The sequence below is a fragment of the Streptomyces sp. NPDC047028 genome (assembly GCF_040644095.1).
Taxonomy (GTDB): domain Bacteria; phylum Actinomycetota; class Actinomycetes; order Streptomycetales; family Streptomycetaceae; genus Streptomyces.
In genome coordinates this window covers 41,168-57,206 of the sequence record NZ_JBEYVS010000001.1, presented here as the reverse complement: position 1 = coordinate 57,206, position 16,039 = coordinate 41,168, and the positions used below count along the sequence as shown (strand labels likewise).

21 protein-coding genes are annotated in these 16,039 nt (G+C 68.7%); 10 read left to right on the top strand and 11 right to left on the bottom strand.

What is annotated here, in order from left to right:
* Positions 1-134 precede the first annotated feature (134 nt).
* Both ABZ854_RS00310 and ABZ854_RS00305 read right to left on the bottom strand, forming a co-directional pair.
* Positions 135-608, bottom strand: a complete 474-nt coding sequence (locus ABZ854_RS00310; RefSeq protein ID WP_361202132.1) for a hypothetical protein — start codon at positions 606-608, stop codon at positions 135-137.
* 29 nt (positions 609-637) lie between these two features.
* Complete coding sequence (locus tag ABZ854_RS00305) at positions 638-934, bottom strand: winged helix-turn-helix domain-containing protein (protein WP_361202130.1); 297 nt, start codon at positions 932-934, stop codon at positions 638-640.
* A gap of 157 nt (positions 935-1,091) precedes the next feature.
* On the opposite strand from ABZ854_RS00305, the gene ABZ854_RS00300 reads away from it, so the two are divergent.
* The 4 genes from ABZ854_RS00300 (at position 1,092) to ABZ854_RS00285 (ending at position 3,639) form a co-directional block, all read left to right on the top strand.
* Positions 1,092-1,394, top strand: a complete 303-nt coding sequence (locus ABZ854_RS00300) for a hypothetical protein (protein WP_361202128.1) — start codon at positions 1,092-1,094, stop codon at positions 1,392-1,394.
* On the top strand, positions 1,391-1,732 hold the full coding sequence (locus ABZ854_RS00295; protein WP_361202126.1) for a hypothetical protein: 342 nt from the start codon (positions 1,391-1,393) through the stop codon (positions 1,730-1,732). The genes ABZ854_RS00300 and ABZ854_RS00295 overlap by 4 nt, the downstream gene beginning before the upstream one ends.
* A 219-nt stretch (positions 1,733-1,951) precedes the next feature.
* Positions 1,952-2,608 (top strand): hypothetical protein, encoded by a 657-nt coding sequence (locus tag ABZ854_RS00290; protein ID WP_361202124.1) that lies wholly within the window; start codon positions 1,952-1,954, stop codon positions 2,606-2,608.
* 68 nt (positions 2,609-2,676) lie between these two features.
* Positions 2,677-3,639 carry a hypothetical protein gene (locus ABZ854_RS00285; RefSeq protein ID WP_361202122.1) on the top strand — a complete coding sequence of 321 codons (963 nt, stop codon included), beginning with the start codon at positions 2,677-2,679 and terminating at the stop codon, positions 3,637-3,639.
* Between the two features lie 76 nt (positions 3,640-3,715).
* On the opposite strand, the gene ABZ854_RS00280 is transcribed toward ABZ854_RS00285, so the two are convergent.
* Positions 3,716-4,171, bottom strand: a complete 456-nt coding sequence (locus ABZ854_RS00280; protein WP_361202120.1) for a MarR family winged helix-turn-helix transcriptional regulator — start codon at positions 4,169-4,171, stop codon at positions 3,716-3,718.
* A 106-nt stretch (positions 4,172-4,277) separates the two neighbouring features.
* Here ABZ854_RS00280 and ABZ854_RS00275 point away from each other — a divergent pair, with 106 nt between their 5' ends.
* Positions 4,278-5,141, top strand: coding sequence for an NAD(P)H-binding protein (locus tag ABZ854_RS00275; protein ID WP_361202118.1), 864 nt, complete (start codon positions 4,278-4,280; stop codon positions 5,139-5,141).
* A 67-nt stretch (positions 5,142-5,208) separates the two neighbouring features.
* Here ABZ854_RS00275 and ABZ854_RS00270 read toward each other — a convergent pair whose 3' ends face one another.
* Entirely contained in the window at positions 5,209-5,835 is a 627-nt protein-coding gene (locus tag ABZ854_RS00270) for a TetR/AcrR family transcriptional regulator (RefSeq protein ID WP_361202116.1), read from the bottom strand.
* A gap of 108 nt (positions 5,836-5,943) precedes the next feature.
* On the opposite strand from ABZ854_RS00270, the gene ABZ854_RS00265 reads away from it, so the two are divergent.
* On the top strand, positions 5,944-6,603 hold the full coding sequence (locus tag ABZ854_RS00265; protein ID WP_361202114.1) for a hypothetical protein: 660 nt from the start codon (positions 5,944-5,946) through the stop codon (positions 6,601-6,603).
* A gap of 124 nt (positions 6,604-6,727) precedes the next feature.
* Here ABZ854_RS00265 and ABZ854_RS00260 read toward each other — a convergent pair whose 3' ends face one another.
* From ABZ854_RS00260 to ABZ854_RS00235, 6 genes are read right to left on the bottom strand one after another with little or no spacing between them, the layout of a single operon-like run.
* Positions 6,728-7,303 carry a dihydrofolate reductase family protein gene (locus ABZ854_RS00260; protein ID WP_361202112.1) on the bottom strand — a complete coding sequence of 192 codons (576 nt, stop codon included), beginning with the start codon at positions 7,301-7,303 and terminating at the stop codon, positions 6,728-6,730.
* 32 nt (positions 7,304-7,335) lie between these two features.
* Positions 7,336-7,926 carry a hypothetical protein gene (locus ABZ854_RS00255; RefSeq protein ID WP_361202110.1) on the bottom strand — a complete coding sequence of 197 codons (591 nt, stop codon included), beginning with the start codon at positions 7,924-7,926 and terminating at the stop codon, positions 7,336-7,338.
* Positions 7,926-8,564: a hypothetical protein gene (locus ABZ854_RS00250; RefSeq protein WP_361202108.1), complete on the bottom strand. Its 639-nt coding sequence runs from the start codon at positions 8,562-8,564 to the stop codon at positions 7,926-7,928. The genes ABZ854_RS00255 and ABZ854_RS00250 overlap by 1 nt, the downstream gene beginning before the upstream one ends.
* Positions 8,561-9,466 carry a hypothetical protein gene (locus ABZ854_RS00245; protein WP_361202106.1) on the bottom strand — a complete coding sequence of 302 codons (906 nt, stop codon included), beginning with the start codon at positions 9,464-9,466 and terminating at the stop codon, positions 8,561-8,563. Before ABZ854_RS00245 ends, ABZ854_RS00250 begins: the two co-directional genes overlap by 4 nt.
* Positions 9,463-10,875: a hypothetical protein gene (locus ABZ854_RS00240; RefSeq protein WP_361202104.1), complete on the bottom strand. Its 1,413-nt coding sequence runs from the start codon at positions 10,873-10,875 to the stop codon at positions 9,463-9,465. The genes ABZ854_RS00245 and ABZ854_RS00240 overlap by 4 nt, the downstream gene beginning before the upstream one ends.
* Complete coding sequence (locus tag ABZ854_RS00235; RefSeq protein WP_361202102.1) at positions 10,872-11,168, bottom strand: hypothetical protein; 297 nt, start codon at positions 11,166-11,168, stop codon at positions 10,872-10,874. The genes ABZ854_RS00240 and ABZ854_RS00235 overlap by 4 nt, the downstream gene beginning before the upstream one ends.
* Before the next feature lie 305 nt (positions 11,169-11,473).
* On the opposite strand from ABZ854_RS00235, the gene ABZ854_RS00230 reads away from it, so the two are divergent.
* From ABZ854_RS00230 to ABZ854_RS00215, 4 genes are all read left to right on the top strand, one after another.
* Entirely contained in the window at positions 11,474-12,142 is a 669-nt protein-coding gene (locus tag ABZ854_RS00230; RefSeq protein ID WP_361202100.1) for a hypothetical protein, read from the top strand.
* A gap of 26 nt (positions 12,143-12,168) precedes the next feature.
* Positions 12,169-13,155: a hypothetical protein gene (locus tag ABZ854_RS00225; RefSeq protein WP_361202098.1), complete on the top strand. Its 987-nt coding sequence runs from the start codon at positions 12,169-12,171 to the stop codon at positions 13,153-13,155.
* Between the two features lie 247 nt (positions 13,156-13,402).
* Positions 13,403-14,083 (top strand): hypothetical protein, encoded by a 681-nt coding sequence (locus ABZ854_RS00220; RefSeq protein ID WP_361202097.1) that lies wholly within the window; start codon positions 13,403-13,405, stop codon positions 14,081-14,083.
* On the top strand, positions 14,076-14,567 hold the full coding sequence (locus ABZ854_RS00215) for a hypothetical protein (RefSeq protein WP_361202095.1): 492 nt from the start codon (positions 14,076-14,078) through the stop codon (positions 14,565-14,567). The genes ABZ854_RS00220 and ABZ854_RS00215 overlap by 8 nt, the downstream gene beginning before the upstream one ends.
* Here the strand turns inward: ABZ854_RS00215 and ABZ854_RS00210 are convergent.
* On the bottom strand, positions 14,557-16,038 hold the full coding sequence (locus ABZ854_RS00210) for a putative T7SS-secreted protein (protein ID WP_361202093.1): 1,482 nt from the start codon (positions 16,036-16,038) through the stop codon (positions 14,557-14,559). The two genes, ABZ854_RS00215 and ABZ854_RS00210, sit on opposite strands and share 11 nt — an antisense overlap.
* Position 16,039: the final 1 nt, after the last annotated feature.

Below are 16,039 nucleotides of genomic sequence, written 5' to 3'. Positions count from 1 at the left end.
GAAGAGGTACGGGGACCCATCCTCGTGAGATCTGCCGACTGGGTGGCGGCCATCCGGGCCGGCATCGATCGCGGCTCGGCCGGGACCTGAACCCTCTCTCGGCCCAGCCCTCGCGACTGATCGCCATCCCCGGTCTACCGAACCGGGCCACACTCATCAACGACCACGTCGGGCTCCGACATGAAGACATCCCGGCCAACGAGGCCATAGGCGATGTTGAATGTGTCGACCCAGTACGACCAGTCGCGCGTACCCGAGGCGCTGCTGAACCGGTAGTTCAACTGCCAGCGAACCCACTGCCCGGGAAGCAGTCGGACCGCCGGCGGCCTACGCCTGCGAGGCGGCAACCCGAACAGCGGCCCCACACGAGCGAGCACCCGCAGCCGGTCACCTTCGTCCCGCAGGCTGACATCGATCCAGCGGAGATCCGTCTGCCTCGCGCGCGGTACGAACCCCTCGCGCTCCGAAATCTGGATGGAGTGAGCGAATCCTGGGGGCATGTGAGGCAGAACAAAGCTGACCGGTGCCGCGTTCCTCCGGGCAGCCGCCTCCCCGCCTCGAGACCTCTTCGTCCAGGATGTCCTGACCCGCTGAACCGTGACCTCCACGGCCCTTCCCTTCGCCGAGGGTCTCCGAGCTACCTCTGATCGCCGGCGTCCGTGGACTCGTCGACCTCGGTTTCGGGATAGGCCACGAACGACCCCTTCGACGGCAGTGTGATCACCAGCCCACGCTCCCTCAACTCCCGCGTCGCCCGTCGAGCGGTGAGGTGAGCAACCCCGTACTCCTCGGCGAGATCCCGCTCCCCCGGCAACCTGGCACCGGGCCGCAGTTCTCCCGAGTTGATGCGCGCGGCAATGTGATCGGCGACCTGCATATAGACGTAGGCGATCTGGTTGGGGTCAATCGGTGACCCGCTCGACTCGGCTGCCATTCGAACACCGTACGACACCACTGACCTGCATAGATCTATGGAGCACGGTTAACCGCTATACACCACCCACAAGCACCCAGTACTCTCCTGCAAGAGACCCCGGCGACGGATGTGAGCCGCCCCGGGGCACGGCCAACGCTGCACAAGGAGCGTCGACATGCTGGACCTTATCGTTCGTGCCCTCGCCTGGGTGCTGAGCCCGCTCACTCCACGGCCTCAGGGGCGTCATCGGCTGGGCGCGCCTCCGCCCCTCCGCTTCATCCCCGTCCCGCCGCCCCCGCCACGGTTCACCGAGCTGCTCGACGGCAGCGCGTCCGCCGTTGTACGGCCCTACGTGCTGACGCCGGACGAGCGGCGTCGGCAGCGCGAACGCCGCCGGGCCGCCGGTCTGGCGACCCTCGGCATCGACGTCGGGCCGCGGCGCATTCACGGCGTCCGGGTACCGGCGGGCGCCCGGTGACCCGGCCAACCGTGCGGATGTGCGCCCGCTGCGAGCGCACGACCGGCGAGCCGGTCCTCGTGCACGAGGTTCACGCGGCGACCGGACCCGGCTTCAACGTGTACGCCTGCCGCGACTGTGCCGGGCACTATCCGCCTCAGGCGGACCCGTTCGAACTCCTGGAGCCGGCCGGTGCCGGCTCCCGTATGAGGCTCCGCGTTTACAGGACCGACGCCGAGGGGGCCGTGACCGAGGACCGTGGCACGGTCGAGATCCTCGCCGACGGCCGTAGCACTCCGGTGCCGCGTACGACCGCGTACCCACCGTGCGGCTGCGCGCGGTGTGGAGCGGCGCGTTAGCAAAGGAGGGCTGGGAAGGGCATCGGCTCGTCCGCGTCACGTCGACGCGGGCGGGCCATCCCCCATTTGGGCAAGTTCACATGCGGGGCAGCGCCCCATGAGACCGGTAAAGCCCGGGTTTGGAGCGGTTCCGGGACCCGACCCGTCCTGGCGGCGCCGCGAGCCCCACCGATACCGTCGGTGTCCTCGGCTGAACTCGAATCTCACGGGGAGTCCACTGTGAAGCGCCGCTCTTTGCCCGTTGCTGCCGCGCTCGTCGCGTCGGCGAGCCTGCTCCTGACGGCCTGTGGTGGTGGGGGTGAGCAGTCCAAGGGGAACGACAAGATCGCGGGTGCGGAGACCGGCACCCCTAAAATGCCGACTTCGCCGAGTGCAAGCCCCGCTGACCAAATCAAACGTCCTGACATCACGCTGCCCAGCGATGTGAAGGACGACTTCGAGGGGTGGAAGACCGGCGATTCGACCAAGGACGTGGTACTCGCTGATGCCGCTCGAGCTCAGACGGCCACCAACTACGCCATCATCAAGGGAAACCCGGATGAGCCGGCCCTTGCCTTCTACCGTCAGGGCGCCGCCCTGGTCAGTGGCGCCCAGTGGGTCAAGTCCTTCGTGGATGCCGGCATCACCTACACGGGAACAGTCCGGTACTACGACCCCAAGGTCTCCGTCTTCTCAAGGAGCTCTGCCGCCGTCATCTTCTGCTCAGACGAGAGCAAGGCGTACAACAAGAACCGGAAAACTGGCAAAGTCGACAAGACTCCGACGACGGATGATTCGTATCTGCTCTACAGCACGCGTCTGAAGAAGAACAAGCAGGGCGTCTGGCAGACCACGAATCTCGTGTCCAAGAGGGGGGACAAGACGTGCACGCCGTGAGGGGTCGCCATAAGTGGTTGGCCGTACTCTCGCTGGCCGTCGCATGCGCTCTCCTCCCCAGCGCGGCAATGGCACAACGCGGCCCAGGCGGGTCGGATGGCGGTGCGAAGACCACAGGCGAGGCATCCGGCACCACCCTCACCTCCCGCATCACCTTCTCCGGTTCCACCCGCGGCAGCGGTGCCGCCGCCTCCGACCCCGTCATCCCCGTCGGCGACTGGACCCCGCCCGCCTGCTGGTACGAGCCCATCTCGGCCGAGGAGTTCGCCAAGCGGACCGAGGCCGGGTACGACCAGGTCGTGAACGATTCCGCGCAGCCGAACTACGCGAAGGTGGCGACGGCCCAGTACCGGGACATCTACAAGGACGGCAAGTACAAGAACTACAACCTCAAGGAGAAGGACGAGGGGAATTGGTGGGTCGCGGTCCAGGACCCGAGCCGCCTCGACGACCTCGACGCGTGGAACTGCGACGAACTCCCCTTCTGGGTCAAGAACAATGACACGCCCGACGTGAAGAACGCCGCCACCCCGAAGGTCCTTGCCGAGCTCGCGTACAACCGCATCCAACTGCCCACCGAAGACGTGACCCTCGCCCCCAAGGACACCACCAAGGTCAACCTCCCCACCTGGGCCTGGCTGGACGATGCCACCTTCAAGAAGGTGTCCGTGACCGCGTCACTGAAGGTCGCCGGGCTCGACATTCGGGCGACGACGACCGCGGAGCCCGTGGCCCTGAAGCTGGAGCCGGGGACCGGTGACGCCGAGACGTATCCGGCCGACGGGGTGTGTCAGGTCAACTCCGACGGGAGCATCGGTGCCGCGTACGCCAGAGGGGATGCCGACCGGACGCCGCCCTGCGGGATCAAGTACCTGCGCTCCTCCGGCGACGGAACCTTCAAGCTGAAGGCCACCGTCACCTGGCGGATCAGCTGGACCGGCACCGGTGGCGCCGGCGGGAAGCTTCCCGACGGGGCCTTCGGGCACGCGCAGGACGTGACCGTGCGGGAGATTCAGGCCGTCAACAGGTAGTCCCCGGGCGGCAGTCGGCTCCAGGTTCCCTCAAGAGCCGGGCCGCACCATGAGCCCGTGAATTGCCCGGGAAAGCTCAGCCGCCGGCCGAGTCGCCGTAGTCGATCGGCTCTTTCAGCAGGTCGCTCGCCGCGCGGTGGACCTTGGCCAGGGCGGTCATGAGGGCTTCGCGTTCGGCCGCGGTGAGGTCCGCGGTGACCTTCTCCTCGATCAGGCGCCGTTCCGTCTCCACCGGCGTCCGCAGCGCGCGCCCCGCGTCGGTGAGCCAGAGGCGGACGAGGCGGTTGTCCCGGTCGTCTCGGCGACGGGTGAGGAGGCCGGCCGCCGTCATCCGGTCGGCCATCTTGACGACCGTGGGCGTCGTGACGTTCAGCGCGGCGGCGATCTCGCCAGGGGTGCTGCCGTCCCGGTCCCACAGCGCGGCGAGCAGGTGGTTCTGGCCGACGTGCAGGCCGTGGCGTCGCATGGCCGCGTCGGCCAGCGCTCGGAGCACCTTCGACGTTCGGCCGTGCAGGTCCAGGAACTCTGACATCGCGGCCCTTCGGTGACGACCCAGCATTTCGATTGACGGCTAATCATTCACCGGCTAACTTTCGCAGCGGCAGCTCGCTAGACGGCAAACGACTTTGGGAGCCACGATGATACTGGTCACCGGAGCAACCGGACACATCGGCCGGGAACTCACCCGCGAACTCGACGCGACCGGCGCGCCGTTGCGGCTCCTCGTCCGCGACCCCGCCCGCACCGTCGGACTGCCCGAGCGCGCCGAGCGTGCCGTCGGCGATCTCGGGGACCCCGCGACACTGACTCCCGCGTTCGCCGGCGTGGACAAGCTCTTCCTGCTCACCCAGGGCATGGGCACCGCCCACGCCGAGGCCGCCCTCGCCGCCGCTCAGGCCGCCGGGGTACGGCACATCGTGCACCTGTCCTCCGCGCACGTCACGTTCGATCCGATCCCCGCCATGGGCCGCTGGCACCACGAACGCGAGAAGCTGGTCCGCGCCTCGGGCATCCCCGCCACGTTCGTGCGACCGGGCGGCTTCATGACCAACGCCCTCGACTGGCTGCCCACCATCCGCGCGGACAACTACGTCCTCGACCCGGTGGGGCCAGGCCGCTACGCCCCGATCGACGCGGCGGACATCGCGGCGGTCGCCACCCTCGCCCTCACCGAGGCCGGGCACGAGGGCCAGGAGTACGTCATCACCGGCGACGAGACGTTCACCATCGCCGAGCAGGTCCGGATCATCTCCGAGACGATCGGCCGCGACATCGAGGTCCGGAAGGCGGCGACCCCGGCCGAGGCCGTACGGTTCCGCTTCCCCGACGGGGCTCCGCCGGCCCTCGCCGCAGCCCTCACCGAGGGGCTGACCCTCATGCGCGCGGACACCGTCGGCTTCCGGACGGACACCGTGGAGCGGCTGCTCGGTCGCCGGCCACGGACGTTCGCCGAATGGTGCACCCGTAACGCCCACGTCTTCCGGGCTACGGCGGCCGCCTGAACGGGCCGACGACCACACCTTCTTCCCCGCTCTTTGTTCCTCCTGCCCCTCTTCTCCCTTCGGCCGACTACGCGAGGGCGGTGAAGCCGGTGCAGAGCAGACGAACGCTCAGCGTGAACTTCTCGTCGGGGCTCAGGCGGGGGATCAGCGGGCCCATCACGAGCGGGAACCGCGCGCGCAGGTCGGCGTGGAGTTCGGCGGTGACGGCCGGTGGCGTCACCGGCTGGTTCTGCTCCTGGAGCACGAAGCCGGTGACGTGGCTGAGCAGCGTGTCGGCGGCGATGCCGCAGTGGTCGGCCGGCAGGCCCGCGTCGACGAGGGTGCGCAGCAGGCGTTCCATCAGCGAGAGGGCGCCGGGGCTGAGCATCCCTGGGCTCTCGGCGAGGAGTTGGGCGCCTCCGGGGTGCTGCTTGATGCTCAGGCGCAGGGCAGCGGTCTGGGCCTCGACCCGGTCCTGCCAGCCGACGGTGGGCGCGAGGGCGGCAAGGGCGGCGGTTCCGGCGTCGTAGGCCTGACGGCAGACCCGGTCGGCCATCAGGGCGAGCAACTCGTCCTTGTCGCGAACGTGGTAGTAGAGACTGCCCGCGTGGGCGTCCAGGCGCTCGGCGACCTGGCGCATGGAAAGGTTCTGATAGCCGACCTCGGCGAAAACGGCCATCCCCGCATCGACGATGCGCTCCTTGGTGAGCTTCATGCATACCACCGTACGCCTCTTTCAAACACTGTTCGAAAATCGTGCTACCTTGACGTCGACAGATTTTCGAACGGTGTTGGAATCACCGTGACAGGGGGAGGGGCCGACATGGAGGCGATCGTCTTCAACGTGACCACGGCCGCGCTGATGGTCATGATGTTCAACTGCGGGATGGGCGTCGTCGGCCGCGACACCCTGCGCGAACGGCCGCTACCCTGGGCGGCAATCGCCCTGACCACGCTCGCCGTGAGCGGTGTGCTGCTCCAACTGGCTTGGCCCGGCGCCATGGACGCGCTCGACGCGGACCCCTCCAAGTCCGGCTGGTGGCGCGAGCTCACCTCGGTGTTCATGCAGAACGGCGGCTTCTTCGGCGGCCTGTGGAACCTCGTCACCCTCGCCGCCGTCGCCGCACTCGCCCAGTGGTACTGGGGCGGCCCGCTCACCCTCACCTTCTTCCTCGCCGGGATCCTGCTGCCCGGCCGCATCGACACCCTGCTCGGCCTCGGTGACGGTCCCAGCACGGACCCCCGCAACTTCGCCGGCAGTTCCGGGGCCACCTACTTCCTCGGCGCCACCCTCGCCCTGGCGTTCCTCACCCGTACCCGCATCCCCAAGGAAATCGCCCTGGCAGCCGGCGTCCCGGCACTCGGCCTCGCGATGTGGATCGCCCAGGACAACGGCCACGGACTGGTGTCGGTCTACGGGTTCGCCCTCGCAGCGGTCGCCTGGGCCGTCCGACGCCGGGCCGGCCTGGTCCGCCCGGCCTGACCCGCGGCGCTCCCGCCCGCGGCGCTCCCGCCCGCGCCGGTTCAGCCGGCGGCCGCCCGACGTCCCACCGCGCCGACTACGGGGCCGGGGAGCCGCCCCCCTGCGCGGCGCGGAGGCAGCGTTCTCACGGCATGGGCCCGTGCACGACGCGGTGCCGGAGGTACACGACTCCCGAGGCGAAGGTGCGGGTCTCCACGAGTTCGAGATCGACCCGGCGCTCGTTCCGGGGGAAGAACGGGATGCCGCCGCCGAGCAGCACCGGGTGGACCCGGGCCCGGTACTCGTCGATCAGACCCAGCTCGGCCGCCCCGGCGGCGAGCATGGCGCCGCCGATCGCGATGTCGCCCTCCCCCGGCTCGGCCCGCAACCGCCCGATCTCCTCCGCCAGGCCGCCGGACGCCAGGCGGGCGTTGCCCTGGACCGCGGTCAGGGTGCGGGAGAACACCACCTTCGGGAGCGACGTCCAGAGGTCGGCCCACTCCAGCGTCGAGAAGCCGAGCGCGGGATCCTGGCCGGCGGTCTCCCAGTACAGCATCGTCTCGTACAGCCGCCGCCCCAGCAGGTGGACGCCGACCTCCCGGATCTCGTCGGTGGCGAACCGGAACAGCTCCTCGTCGGGCGCCGTCCAGTCGATGCCGCCGTCCGGCCCGACGATGTAGCCGTCGAGCGAGACGTTCATCGAATAGGTCACCCTGCGCATCAGCGGACCTCCTCCTCGGTGAGGAGAGCCTCTCAGATCCCGGCTGTGACGGTCGCCGCGAGCTCGTCCGTCAGGGCGCACAGTGCGTCCGTGTGGGCCAGCGCCCGCCAGGAGGCGAGGAGGACCAGCGCCCAGGTCTCGTCGGCGCGGATGCCGTACGCACACGTCTCCAGGATGGTCCCGGTGCCGTCGCGGCCGACGTCCTGGACGTAGGCGTGCCGCACGCGTACCGCGGGGCCGGCGGGCAGGGTGCGGTGCTCCGCCTCGGGCGGGCGGTAGGAGACGGGGGTAGGGGCGGCCAGGTAGCGGTGGAGCAGGTCGACGGTGAGCGTCGGGTGGGTGTCGTCGGCGACGAGCGCGGAGAGTTCGATCCGGGCCTGCTCGCCGAGCCGTGGCTCGGGGACGTACGACAGTGCCGTGATCGGAGCCCGGGTGCGGGAGTCGGCGGCGGCCTCCCGGAGTTCCTCGGCGAGAGCCGCACGCACTTCCGGGTCGTCGCCGCTCAGCAGCCGGCGCGCCTCGCCCGTGGCCCACGCGCCGAGGTCCACCAGCTCGCGTACCGGCAGGGAGACCGCCTCCTGCGGCGCGCTCATGCGGACGGTGGCGGCGGAGAGCGCGGGCATCAGGCCATCCATTGCAGGGTGCGGGCGACGGAGTCGAAGAGGGTGACCAGGGCGTCCGCCAGCGGCTCCATGGGCGTGGAGAAGGAGAGCAGCAGGCGCAGGTCGCTGTGCGGTACGGCGAGGTAGACGTCGAGGTGGGTGACGGCCAGCTTGTTGCCGTCGGGGTCGTCGGGGGCGGGTCGCCGCAGGTACCGGTGGCGTACGGCGGGCCCCGCGGGGAGGTCGGCCAGGGTGACGTCCTCCTCGCCCTTCATCCCGAGGGACAGCGCGATGTCCGACAGGTCTCCCGGCTTTGTGCCCGGTGACGGCCGTAGCACGCTGACGACGAGACCGGCGGAGACCGGCACCTGGCCGAGCACCTGGTTCATCACGTACAGCTCGACGCCGCCGTTCGCGTGCGCGGCCTCCGCCTGCTCCCGCATCCGCTCCGCGACCGCGGCCTTCAGCTGCGGGGTGGCCTTCGTACGGCGCAGACCGCGGTTGACCACCTTGTCGATGCGGTGCGTCCAGCGGTCGGGATCGAGAACGATGCGTTCCCAGCCCTCGGGGACGGCGAGGCGGTAATCAGAAGGCGGCGGGGGCGGATCGGCCGGTATTCGTTCCTCGGGCGATTCCGCGGCGGTCGTGTTCTCACTCATACGGTGGCTCCGCTCGCTCCGTTCCGTCGGGTCCGACTCCGGCCCAGCGCGACGGCGCACGCCGGAGCGAGGACGAGGACGCCGAGCGCGCCCAGCGCCACGACGGTCTCCACGGTGTCGTCGATCTCGGACTTGGTCCCCAGGAAGGGGCCGTAACGGCCGGACGGGTCGACGACAGCCGTCGTCCGCTCACCGACGCGGTCGGCGCAGTTCTCCCTGTTGCTGAACACCCGGTGCACCGAGCCGTCCGGCAGCCGCACCCTGCAGTAGGTCTGCCGGGCCCCGTGGGACCACTCGTGGCTCGGCTCGGCGACGGTGACCGTCTGTTCCGTGCCGCGCAGTTGCAGGTACCACTCCTGTGCGGCGTACGACGCCACGACGATCAGCACGAAGTAGGCGGCGACCGTCGCCCAGCGCAGGACCAGGCCGCCCCCCGACTCCCGGGTCCTGAGCGCCGCCATGATGACGCCGACCCCGCAGGCCACCCCCACGAGCAGGGCGAGCCCGCCGAGCACGAGGTGGAAGACCCCGCATACGACGGCTCCGGCGACGGCGACGAGGAACAGCCTCAGCCAGGGCCACACCGCGGCCCGTTGGACGGGCCCCTCGTCGTCGCCGCGCCGTCGTCGGTCCGCCGTCGCGGTGAACTCGGACAGGATGCCGCGCACCTGTCGCATGCCGCCCTCGCCGGCGGCGATGCGGCGCAGTTCGGGCAGCCCCATGCCGACCTGCTCCAGCGTGCGCCGCCCGTCCTCGGGCAATTCCGCGAAGAGGTCGTCGACGCTCCGCTCGTCCTCACTCGCCACGTCGTCCTGGCTTTCCTCGCCGAAGTGCTTTTCCTGCTCGAAAGGTTCTGTGGGTTGCGCCCTGCCGTCCTGGCGGCCGCGGCCGGTCGGGTTCATCCATCGGAACTGACGTTCCACTTGCCGTTGTAGAACGGAATGCCGTTCGCTCCCAGTCCCGGGATCTCCTTGACCCCGCTGAACATGTCGGGCCCGGTCACCCACGGCTCCCCGGAATGGACGTGCGCCAGGTTCAGCCAGCCGGCCGCGAGTGGCAGGGTCTGGCTGCCGTAATACAGGGCCTGGCCGGTGCGGGCCATGCTCTTGAACGAGGAGTCCGCGATCTGCGACAGCTTCGGGGCACTCTCGGTGAGAAGGCTTTCCTCACCGGGGAGTTTGCCCGCGGCGACCCGAATGTCGTCCAGATACGCCTTGGCGTTCAGCGATTCCTTGACCACCGAACGCATCCGCGGCAACAGCGTGGAGGGGCCCTCGGCGAGCGCCTTCCCGATCTGTCCGGGCTTGATCCCGTTGAGGGACTCGGCCAGGCCCCGAGCCGCCTCCGGGTTGAGCCCCACCTCCCGTGCCAGCTGCACGTCCTTGACGGCAGACGCTCCGCGCGCGGCGACCGAGGCTTCCTTGGCCGCCGTGCCCAGCACCCGGCCCGCGCCGAACGACAGCACGCCGACGGCGTCGATGGCGACGTCCAGCCAGGTGCCCTTGCCGTCCAGGGCGGAGACCGTGTCGCAGACGAGGGCGACGACCGAGGCGATCAGCGCCAGCGCCCCCAGCACCTCTCCGAGTACGGGGACCCAGCTCAGCACGAGCGCCAGCACACCGAGCGCCGCGGCGGCGACTCCGGCCCAGTGCCCGACCTCGGCGACCCAGTCCTTCCAGTTGTCCCACCAGTGGTGCTTGGGATCCTTCAGGCCGTCGTGGTCGGCGGCGTCGCGGATGGCCGAGGCCGCGTAGCCGGCCTGGGTGTCGCGGTAGTCCAGGGCGTGATCGAGGTCCTTCTTGGCGGCGTCCAGCGCGCTGTCCGCGGCCTCCTTCTGCCGTTTCAGTTTCTGCTTGTCGGGGTGGTCATCCGGTGCCGGGTGCTTGTCGAGCTGCCCCTGGTAGTGGCTGCTGTCCGCGTCCGCGGTCTTCGCCTTCTTCAACGCGGTGCGGACGAGGCTCTGGGCGTGTTCGAGGGCGGTGGCCCAGTCCACGTGGATCTGGTCGTCGGCGGGGGCGCCGCCCACCTTCGCGCCGAGGGCACCGCCGGCGGCGGCGTACCGCTTGTGCGTCTTGCCGAGCAGGCCGACCGTGTCCTCGGTCTTCTTCCTGAACTCCCTGCCGGCGTCGGAGTCCCAGCCCTTGCCGTCGACGAGGTTGTCCAGCTTGGTGGCCTGGTCCTGGATCAGCTTGGCCGTGTCGGAGATGCGCTTGCCGAGCCGGGCCACCTCGTAGGGGTCGCCCGGCGCGAAGTCCTTGTCGTCGTAGCGGGCCGTCTGCCAGTCGACACCGGAGAAGTCACGGTTGCTCACTTGCCCTTGCCCCCGTCCTTCGGCTGGGCCTTGAGCAGCGCGTCGGCGAGGTGCTGGTCGAGCCCGTCGTAGGCCTTGGCCGCGGTGCCGGCCGTCTTGCCCAGGAACTCCAGCCCGTCGCAGAGCTGCTTGCGCTTCTTCTTCCAGTCGTCCGCGAACTCGTCCAGCGCGGAGGCGACGTCACCGGATCCCATCTCGGTGTCGTACGAGTCCACGATGTCCTTGGCATGCTCGAAGTTCGACTTCAGCTTCGCCACGGACCGGCTGATCTCCTTCAGCTCCGACGTGGACACCCTGACGTGCTCCGCCACTTCGACCCCCGTGCACAGACAGCTTTCGGCCACCTCGGGCAGGGGGTGGCCGAAGTTACCATCCTTCGATGTTTTCGCTGCTGCAACCAACAAACCGCAAAGGGTCGGACTCAAGATGGACACGGGTCCACGTCGTCGGGACGGAGATTTCGGTAATTACGGTGAATCAGGCACGAGCCGGATGGGGAGATCCGGCGCACTTCGCTCCCCTGCCCTCACGGAACCAACTCCCGCCTCGATAACGTCTCTTTGCCAGCCCGAAGTCTCAGCCCCACCAGGAGTCATTCGTGAAGCCCCTCCGTTCCCTCTCACTCGCCGCTTCGCTGACGGCCGCGGCCGCATTGCTGCTCAGCGGGTGCGGGGGTGGTGACCACGACTCGGGCAACGGCAAGATCAAGGGGGCGTCGGAGAAGCCGTCCACTGCGGCGCCGTCGGCGTCGGCGAGCAAGGGGCCGAAGATCGACCGGCCGCGGATGGCCTTCCCGGCCGACGTGAAACTTGTCTTCGCCCCGGCTCAGGTGGGCCCCGGGCAGGAAGCTCCGCTCAACGACGCGGAGAACTATCTGAGGTCCATCGAATACGGCATCGTCAAGCAGGATCCCAAAGATCCGGCGCACACGTTCTACAGCGAGTTCGAGGGCACGGCCCTGAAGTATGCGCGAGATCAGATCCAGGGCCACGTCGACGCCGGCGTCACGGTCACCGGCGAGCGCGATTACTACAACGCCGCGGTCAAACTGTCGGACAGCAAGAGCACAGCGTTCGTGAGCATGTGCAGCGATGGCTCCAAGTACTTCAGCAAGGAGGTGAAGAGCGGGAAGGTCCACCGCACCCAGAAGAGCGTCAAGGACTTCTATCTCTGGCAGATCCAGATGGCGCCGTCCGAGAAGACGAAGGGGCTGTGGCGGGCCAAGGAGGTCCAGGTCACGGGGGAGGCAAAGCAGTGCGTGCGATAAACCGGCGCCGTGTATCGGCTGTTGCCGTGGCAGGAGCGATGGTCGCCTTGGCCACCATCGTGCCGGCGGCTGCCGAAGATGACTACGGAAGAGCAACGGGCACCGCGAAGCACAACGACAACGCCACCGGCACCATCGGCGCCCAAGTCAAAGTGCGGTACTCCGGGTCCACCCACTCGGGACACGGCTCCGGTGCGCTGACGTCCGCCGACAGCAACTGGACCCCGCCCGGCTGCTGGTACGCGCCGACCTACACATCCGCCGAGTTCCGGAAGGTCCGGCAGAGCATCTACTTCGCCGTCGTGCACGACCCCGACGGGGACGACTTCCGCGGCGAGATCTCCGACGAGAACCAGAAGTACGCCAAGGACGAGTACCACGACGGGGACAAGGGGAGGTACTGGGCCGCCGTCCAGAACCCGGACGCCCCGTACGAGGAGCAGTGGGCCTGCGACAAGCCGCCGTTCTGGGTTCCGCAGGGCAAGAAGCCGCCGGTGAAGGAGGCGGTCAGCCCGGAGATCCTCGCGGGGCTCGCCTACCAGCAGATCCAGGTGCCCGGCACCAGGGTGAGCCTGGCGCCCGCCAAGGCCAGCAAGGTGAACCTGCCGACGTGGGTCTGGCTGGACAAGGGCAGGTTCAAGCCGGTCTCCGTCACGGCGTCACTCAGCGTCCCCGGGTTCAGCATCTCGGCGACGACGACGGCCACACCGAGCGGTCTGACGATAGAGGCGGGCACCGACGACGCCGACCTGCTGCCGTCCTCCGGCACATGCCCGGCGAACAGCGACGGGTCCATCGGCCGGGAGTACACCGCGGGCAGCGCCGACGAGACGCCCCCGTGCGGGGTGACGTACCTGCGCTCGTCCGGCGACGGCACCTTCGACCTGCGCGCCACCGCCACCTGGAAGATCTCCTGGAAGGGCTCCGACGGCACCGGCGGCGACTTGCCCGACGGCCAGTACGGCAGGAATCAGGCGGTCAAGGTCCGGGAGGTGCAGGCGGTCAACCGCTGAGACTCCCCCCTCGCCACGATCGAACTGCAAAGGGAACGTTCAGCGGGCAGCACGCCGGGCGCAGGTCAGCCCAGCGGTTCTGGGGTTCCGGGTAGGGCCGGGTGCGGTCGTGCGCGCCTCTTCGCCCCATCTGGGCTGCAAACGTGCCTGCTGGTACCGTCGGCCTGTCGCGCGGCGGAACCTGGCGGTCCCCCGCCATGCCCGCGACGGTCGGATCAGACAGCCCAGCCGTGGGGAGGCTCACCGCATGGGGGACGAAACGCCCCGCAGTGCATTCGACGATCCGGGCACCTTGCGCGCGTGGCGGCGTGCGCGGCGTCACGCCATCGCGACCACGACCTTCTGGGTGCTGTCGCTGCCCGCCTTCTTCGTGGCGGCGACACTCTTCTGGGAATCACAAGTGGGTGGGTCACTGCCTGTCTACGTCATCGGCGCATGGGTGCTGGTCGCGGTCATCGGGATCGCCGTGTCCGATTCCCGTCGGGTGCAGCTCAAGACCATGCGCGGGATCCTGGCCACCTACCCCTGGCAGGACCATCCCGCGCTCAACGGCAGCGGCGCCCCGGACGTCACCTATCTCAAGCTTCCCAGCCCCGACGACCGTGACAAGGGTGTCAGTGTCGCGGTTCGGCGTTGCGGGCTCTCAGGGCGGCGCTGGCGGAGCGCGGTGGCCCATGCCAGAGCCCAGGGCTTCAGATATGCCGGTGATCCGCGGTTCGCGGCGGTTATTGCCCTGCGGGGAGTCGAAGAGCTGGGTGCGGCACGGCCCACGCACGCTCTCGCCCCGAGCAGGGGAGCCCGGCCGGACCAGGTCAGCGAGTCGGCCTGGCGGCATGCCCGGGCAGCCGGCATCTCCGGGGGATCGCCGTTCACCGAAGAACAGCAGCAGGAGCTGCGAGCTGTCGAGAAGCGAGATTCCCGTGCCTGAATTCGCTTTCACCCCACTCGCCGGTCAAGAGGACGTCCTCGACGGCATGTTCCTGGGGCACATCGACATCACGGGGAAATCCGGGTCCGCCACGACTCGCAGCCCCCGTGACCCTGACGGCGGTATGGGGATCCTCCTCCTGCCGGCCGTGGTGGATCTGCTCGACGGCGTAGCAGGTCTGCTGCGACGGGGCCGCGGCAGATTCACCTGCTCCGACGCCGGTGTGACGTTCAGGCAGAAGGAGCGGGTCCTGATGATCAGACGCATGTTCACGGTGCTCGACGATTCGTCTCCCCAGGCAGTCGCCGAATCCCTGGGGACAGCGGCACAGCGACTCTCGGACAGTCACCTGTCAGGAATCAAGGCACCGACTGAGGACACCACGGTCACAGAAGACGGCACCATCGAGTACGTCGACTACCGTTATCGGCTGCCGGAAGCCATCGCCGCATTCCAGGACGTACGCCGGTCACTCACTGGCTGAAGGCCGTCTTGGCGGGCAGGAGCCCGGGCTTGTAGCTCACACCACCGCCGCCGGCGCCACTCAATCCGTCCAGGATGACGCCATTCGTGTCGAAGTCCGCGCCGAAGAATACCGAACCCACGGTAGCTCGCGTCACGCTCTTCACGAAGCCCTCGGCACCCCCGACCAGGCTCTTGCCGACAGGGTTCTTACCCTTGAGGGTCGTGGCCAGGTGTGCGTATTCCTTTCGGCTCAGGTTCGTGAATCGGCTGTCATTGATGATTTTGGGCAACTTGTCCAGCCCCTTGCTGACCAAGGGGGTCATTCCCGCACCGATGGTGTTTCCGACGAAGTTCGAGAGAGCGTTCTTCTTGACCTCGCTCCAACCACCGTTGAAGGCATCCTTGAGTGTGGTCTTGAGTTCACCAGAGGCCAGCCCGTAGGCAACCTTCCGGAATCCCTTGAGGTCTTCGCCCATGCGCCACGCCTTGATGAGGCGGCTGCACGCGATCTCCGCCTTCCTGACCCTCAGCGCCATCCTGAAGCCACCGACCAACTTGCCGGCCTTGGCCAGCATGGCCACCTTGCCGACCAGGGGGATGCAGTCGAGCACCGCGAAGATGAGGTCTCCCCAACCCGCTTTCCCTTGGGTAAATTTGACGATGGTATCGGCCAGGACGACCAGTGAAGCGGCCACGATGAGGACCACAAGCCACGGGGCAGCCACGAAAAGCGCGATGATTCCTGCGACCGCGACGACAAACTTGCAGAGGGTGACGAAGCTGTCCCAGTGATCCCCCAGCCAGTCCCCCACCTTCTGGTACCACTTCTTGTTGTGGATCCCCGCGTCGGATGCGTCGTGAATGTCGCTCACGAGCTTCACGACGGCCTTGTCCTGGTCCGTGCCCGCCTTCTGCGCCTTGGACTTCAGCTCGGCGAGTTGGGCGTTCAGGTGGTCGACCTGGCCCTGGACGGTCTTTTGGTGACTGTTCGCGTGCTGGGCGTCGCGCGTGGCCTTGCGGACCTTGTCCGGGTCGGGCTGGGGGGTGTCGCCGGTGGGGTTGTTCAGCTTGTCCTGGGCCGAGTTGGCCTTGTTCGCCGCGGTGGTGGCGGTGGCCAGGCGCGTCTTGGCCTTGGAGAGGTCACCACGCAGGATCCGGGCCTTGGCGAGCGCGCCGTCCGCCGTCGACTGGGCGTGCTCCAAGGTCCCGGCATAGCTGAGCAGGGCGTCCGCGACCAGGTCGTAGGAGTCGTGCAGCTTCTTCAGCTGTCCCGGCAGCTTGCCGATCCGCTCCTTGAACTCCTTCATGGCCTTGCCCTCCGCGTGCTCCAGGGTGGAGTCCTTGGAGGCGGAGCGCATGCCCGTGAGGGCGGTGGACACGTCGGAGGCGAAGGTCTTGTAGCGCCGGCCCTGGAGCTTGACCTCGTGCGGGTCTCCGGGGGTCGGGTCCTCGCTCAGGTCGAGGTTGTGCCAGTCGGTGGGGCGGGCCATC